This is a genomic window from Halanaerobium sp. (assembly GCF_003070835.1).
Map to the genome: position 1 here is coordinate 1 of NZ_QBLR01000290.1, position 4,247 is coordinate 4,247.

6 protein-coding genes are annotated in these 4,247 nt (G+C 30.4%); 5 read left to right on the top strand and 1 reads right to left on the bottom strand.

Going from position 1 to position 4,247, the window contains the following annotated elements; genetic code table 11:
- Nucleotides 1-77 precede the first annotated feature (77 nt).
- The 4 genes from CI949_RS17550 (at nt 78) to CI949_RS17565 (ending at nt 2,339) form a co-directional block, all read left to right on the top strand.
- Complete coding sequence (locus tag CI949_RS17550; RefSeq protein WP_091403207.1) at nt 78-527, top strand: GNAT family N-acetyltransferase; 450 nt, start codon at nt 78-80, stop codon at nt 525-527.
- Between the two features lie 181 nt (nt 528-708).
- Nucleotides 709-1,317 carry a hypothetical protein gene (locus tag CI949_RS17555; RefSeq protein ID WP_091403206.1) on the top strand — a complete coding sequence of 203 codons (609 nt, stop codon included), beginning with the start codon at nt 709-711 and terminating at the stop codon, nt 1,315-1,317.
- Nucleotides 1,318-1,384: 67 nt separating this feature from the next.
- A complete protein-coding gene (locus CI949_RS17560) occupies nt 1,385-1,930 on the top strand; it encodes an ECF transporter S component (protein WP_091403204.1) in 546 nt (181 codons plus the stop codon).
- Complete coding sequence (locus CI949_RS17565; protein ID WP_091403203.1) at nt 1,908-2,339, top strand: DUF1893 domain-containing protein; 432 nt, start codon at nt 1,908-1,910, stop codon at nt 2,337-2,339. The genes CI949_RS17560 and CI949_RS17565 overlap by 23 nt, the downstream gene beginning before the upstream one ends.
- A 25-nt stretch (nt 2,340-2,364) precedes the next feature.
- On the opposite strand, the gene CI949_RS17570 is transcribed toward CI949_RS17565, so the two are convergent.
- A complete protein-coding gene (locus CI949_RS17570) occupies nt 2,365-3,144 on the bottom strand; it encodes a TIGR00266 family protein (RefSeq protein ID WP_091403201.1) in 780 nt (259 codons plus the stop codon).
- 206 nt (nt 3,145-3,350) lie between these two features.
- On the opposite strand from CI949_RS17570, the gene CI949_RS17575 reads away from it, so the two are divergent.
- Nucleotides 3,351-4,211 (top strand): PhzF family phenazine biosynthesis protein, encoded by an 861-nt coding sequence (locus CI949_RS17575; protein ID WP_290768751.1) that lies wholly within the window; start codon nt 3,351-3,353, stop codon nt 4,209-4,211.
- Nucleotides 4,212-4,247: the final 36 nt, after the last annotated feature.

The following is a 4,247-nucleotide window of genomic DNA, read 5'->3' on the forward strand; positions in this document are numbered from 1 at the left end:
ATGTTATCATTGTAATGATAGTGAATTTTAGGCTTCGCAAAAATGCGAAGTCTTTTTTTGTATTTTGGAGGTCGAAAATGGAATATTATAAGAATTTTGATGAACTAACAAAAAAAGAATTATACGAGATAATTAAATTAAGAATAGATATCTTTGTTGTGGAACAAAATTGCCCTTATCCAGAACTTGACAGAAAAGATTATAAAGCTATTCATCATTTTATAAAAGAAAAAGATGAAATAATTGCATATTTAAGAATATTACCAAAAGGTGTCTCTTATGACGAGGTTTCAATAGGTCGAGTCATAGTAAATAAAAATTATAGAGGTAACGGTTATGCCAAGAAGATCTTAAAAAATGCTATAAATTTTGTTGAACAAAAGTGGGGAGAAACATCAATAAGGTTATCTGGCCAAAAGTATCTGGAAAAGTTTTATAACAGTTTTGGTTTTGATACAGTTTCAGACGTTTACCTTGAGGATAACATCCCTCATGTTGAAATGTTGTATAATAAGAGAGGACGTTAATTTAATAACGCCCTCTCTTAAAAATTATGTAGCATACATAGTGGGTGAGACTATTTTCATATATATTATATTACGCTAAGCAAACTAAATGTCAAGCTGTTTTTTTATTTATTTTTGTTAAATATTTGTAAATTTAAGAGTTAACCCTTAAATTTACATTTTATTCACAAGGGGTGAAAAAATGAAAATTAGAACATGGTCTTTATTAGAACTTTTGGGAATAATATCAATTTTATATCTTTCAAACTTCAACGGGTATTACTTTTTATTGTTTTTTATTATTTTGTTTATGGAATATAAAAAATACAACAAACTTGATGATCAAGGAAAAATAGTTTTTAACAAATCTGCTATGCACTCACTCTTCATAATAATTTCCATAGCAATTGTAAGTGTATCGTTACAATTGGAAATTAAACCCATATTTTTGGAAATCTTTATATTAATCCCTTTAATATATACCAATCTTTTTAGAACACTTTTTTTAAGAGGTCGAGACATACTTATAAAAAGAGCTGGATATATTATCACTCTATTATTATTTTTATACACATTTGTTTCACATGGATTTTCTATACCTCAAGAATTTATTTTACCAGCATTTATTTTGTTGGCAACTGTTATTGCTACAAAATCTAAAATAGGTGGATTTTTTGGATATTTTATAATTTCAATGGGGTTATTTTACGTTTATCTACTCGATGGAGAATTGAATTATCAAAAGGTTTATATGTTATCATTACTCACAACACCCTTATTGTTTCTGGCTATTAGTTCCTTAAAAGACTAAATATAGTTTGTAATACAAATCATTTTAATGTATAATAACAAAGTAAATATATTATAAGAGGTGAATTATGAATTCAAGGACAAGAAAAATGATCACAGCTGCAATAATGATAGCACTTGGTGTGTTATTGCCTCAGATTTTTCATTTGATTGGGGGGCCTAATTTGGGAAGCATTTTGTTACCTATGCACATCCCAGTTCTATTAACTGGGTTCATAGCAGGCCCTTTATATGGGTTATTAGCAGGCTTTTTAACTCCAGCTTTGAGTTCTCTTTTGACTGGAATGCCTCCTATTTCTCCAGTGCCAATACTTTTTTTAATGATGTTTGAATTGCCCGTATACGGACTAATTTCAGGATATCTTTTTGAAAAGAAAAGGATGAATATGTTCCTTTCTTTGATAACCGCAATGTTATTTGGTAGATTAACTTATGGATTAGGGATTATAGTTCTTTCCAATATATTTATGATGAATATTCCTAATGGAATAACTGTTTGGGGAGCTGTTGTATCAGGATTACCGGGCATAATCCTACAGATTGTTTTAATTCCTCTAATAGTTCAAATTTTAGAAAAAAGGGGTTCACTAAATGAAGGATATAGAAAAAGCTAAAGATTTTTTAGAAAAAGGGAATTATAGTTTTGTGGCAGTTAAAGACGGTCACATCATTGCCGCTTCTCAAGAAGATGGAATAAAACCTTTGATTAAAATCATAAGAGAAAATAAATCCATGCTGAAGGAATCTTCTATAGCAGATAAAGTTATTGGTAAAGCAGCAGCTTTATTGATGTTATATGCCAAAGCAAAAGAAGTTCATGGCTATATAATGAGCGAAACTGCAATGGAAGTTTTTAATGACAAAGATTTCCCATACACTTATGATGAAGAAGTGAAATATATTTTGAACAAAACAGGTGACGATATGTGCCCAATGGAAAAGGTCACAATGAATATTTCGAAACCAAACAAAGCTTATAAAGCCCTTGAAGAAAAAATAAAAGAATCGATGTCAAAAAAATAAATCCTGCTAAGCAGGATTTATTTTTTTAATAGTTATTATCTCCACCTAAAAAACCACCAAAAATATTTCCACCTATTCCAGAAAATCCTTTTTGCTCACCTTTTGTAGTTCCGGTTTTTCTTGCACCAGCCATAATTCTATCTGCAAGTCTTGAAAAAGGTAATGATTGTAAATAAACAACTCCTGGTCCTCTTAAAGTTGCCAAAAATAAACCTTCTCCTCCAAACAATGCGTTGGTAAAACCGCCAACAAAATTAATATCATAATCAACTGTTTTTTCAAATCCAACAATACAACCAGTGTCTACTTTTAAAATTTCTCCAGGTTGTAAATGTCTTTTAATTAAAGCTCCACCAGCATGGATAAAAGCCATCCCATGACCTTCTAACCTCTGAAGAATGAATCCTTCACCACCGAATAACCCAGTTCCTAATTTTTTAGTTAATTCAATTTCAATTTCAATTCCATTAGCAGCACACAGGAAACTATCTTTTTGACAAATGAAAGTTCCATTAAAAGCAACAAGATCAATAGGTACTACTTTTCCAGGATAAGGAGCTCCAAAAGCCACATGACCTTTTCCAGAACCTCTATGTACAAAATTTGTTATAAAGAAACTTTCTCCAGTGAACATTCTTTTCAAACCTTTAAAAACTCCACCGCCAGTGTTTGTTTGCATTTCTATATCATTTTCCATATACATCATAGCTCCAGCTTCAGCCCTGACGCCTTCACCAGGGTCTAATTCAATTTCTACAAGTTGCATATCATCCCCATGAATTATGTAATCAATAAAATCAGCCATACTTTATATGCCTCCCTTTTTAGTTATTCACGTTTATTATACTTCAAAATAAAAAAATAATCACATAATAGATTTATTACGGCAATATTTGTAATATTTGTTTAAATTAAAGAACTAATAACATATAACCTTAATTACTATATTAATATTTTGTTTAATCAACTAACTAATTTCTGTTATAATAATCAGGAGGAGGTTGTTAAAAAATGAAAATAAGAGTTTACCGATTATCATCATTTACTGATAGTATAAATGGCGGAAATCCTGCTGGAGTTGTGTTAAACGCAGACAATTTAAAAGAAGGAGAAATGAAGTACATTGCAAAAGAAGTAGGCTATTCAGAAACAGCCTTTGTTTCAAAATCAGATAAAGCTGACTTTAAAGTAAGATTTTTTACACCTGTTGATGAAGTTGATCTATGTGGACATGCAACAATAGCTACTTTTTCATTATTGAATAAAAAGGGAATCATATCCCCCGGAAAATACAACCAAGAAACTAAAGCTGGTTTATTGGGTATAGATATCAATAAAAGCGGAGAAGTCATGATGAACCAGAATATCCCTTATTTTGGAGAATACTTAGACAAAAAAATAATTGCAGAAGCTTTGAATATTTCTGTAGAAGATTTTTATTCCGAATACCCTGTCCAAATAGTTTCCACAGGGTTGAAAGATATAATTGTTCCAATAAAATCTTTTGACAAAATGAACTTCTTAATTCCAAATTTCGATAAAATTGCTAAAATATGTGTTGAAAACGATTCTGCGGGTTTTCATATTTTTAACTTGGAGAGAAAAAATTTTCATGCCTCTTGCAGAAATTTTGCACCCAATTTGGGGATTAAAGAAGAATCAGCCACAGGTACAGCAAGTGGTGCTCTAGCGAGTTATTTTGTTGAACAGGGGATTTACAAACCTAACAAAAAAATGGTTTTTGAACAAGGATATAAAATGAAAAAGCCATCAAAAATAAAAGCAATTGTAGAATCAAAAGAAGGAATATATGAAAAAGTCAAAGTTGGCGGAAAAGCTGTAATAATAGATGAAATAACTATAGAATTATAATTTATGAAAGAAGAATATCCTCTAAAACTTCTATAT

Coding starts and splice junctions, on each gene's coding strand:
- CI949_RS17550 (WP_091403207.1), top strand. CDS start 78: ATGGAATATTATAAGAATTTTGATGAACTAACAAAAAAAGAATTATAC.
- CI949_RS17555 (WP_091403206.1), top strand. CDS start 709: ATGAAAATTAGAACATGGTCTTTATTAGAACTTTTGGGAATAATATCA.
- CI949_RS17560 (WP_091403204.1), top strand. CDS start 1,385: ATGAATTCAAGGACAAGAAAAATGATCACAGCTGCAATAATGATAGCA.
- CI949_RS17565 (WP_091403203.1), top strand. CDS start 1,908: ATGAAGGATATAGAAAAAGCTAAAGATTTTTTAGAAAAAGGGAATTAT.
- CI949_RS17570 (WP_091403201.1), bottom strand. CDS start 3,144: ATGGCTGATTTTATTGATTACATAATTCATGGGGATGATATGCAACTT.
- CI949_RS17575 (WP_290768751.1), top strand. CDS start 3,351: ATGAAAATAAGAGTTTACCGATTATCATCATTTACTGATAGTATAAAT.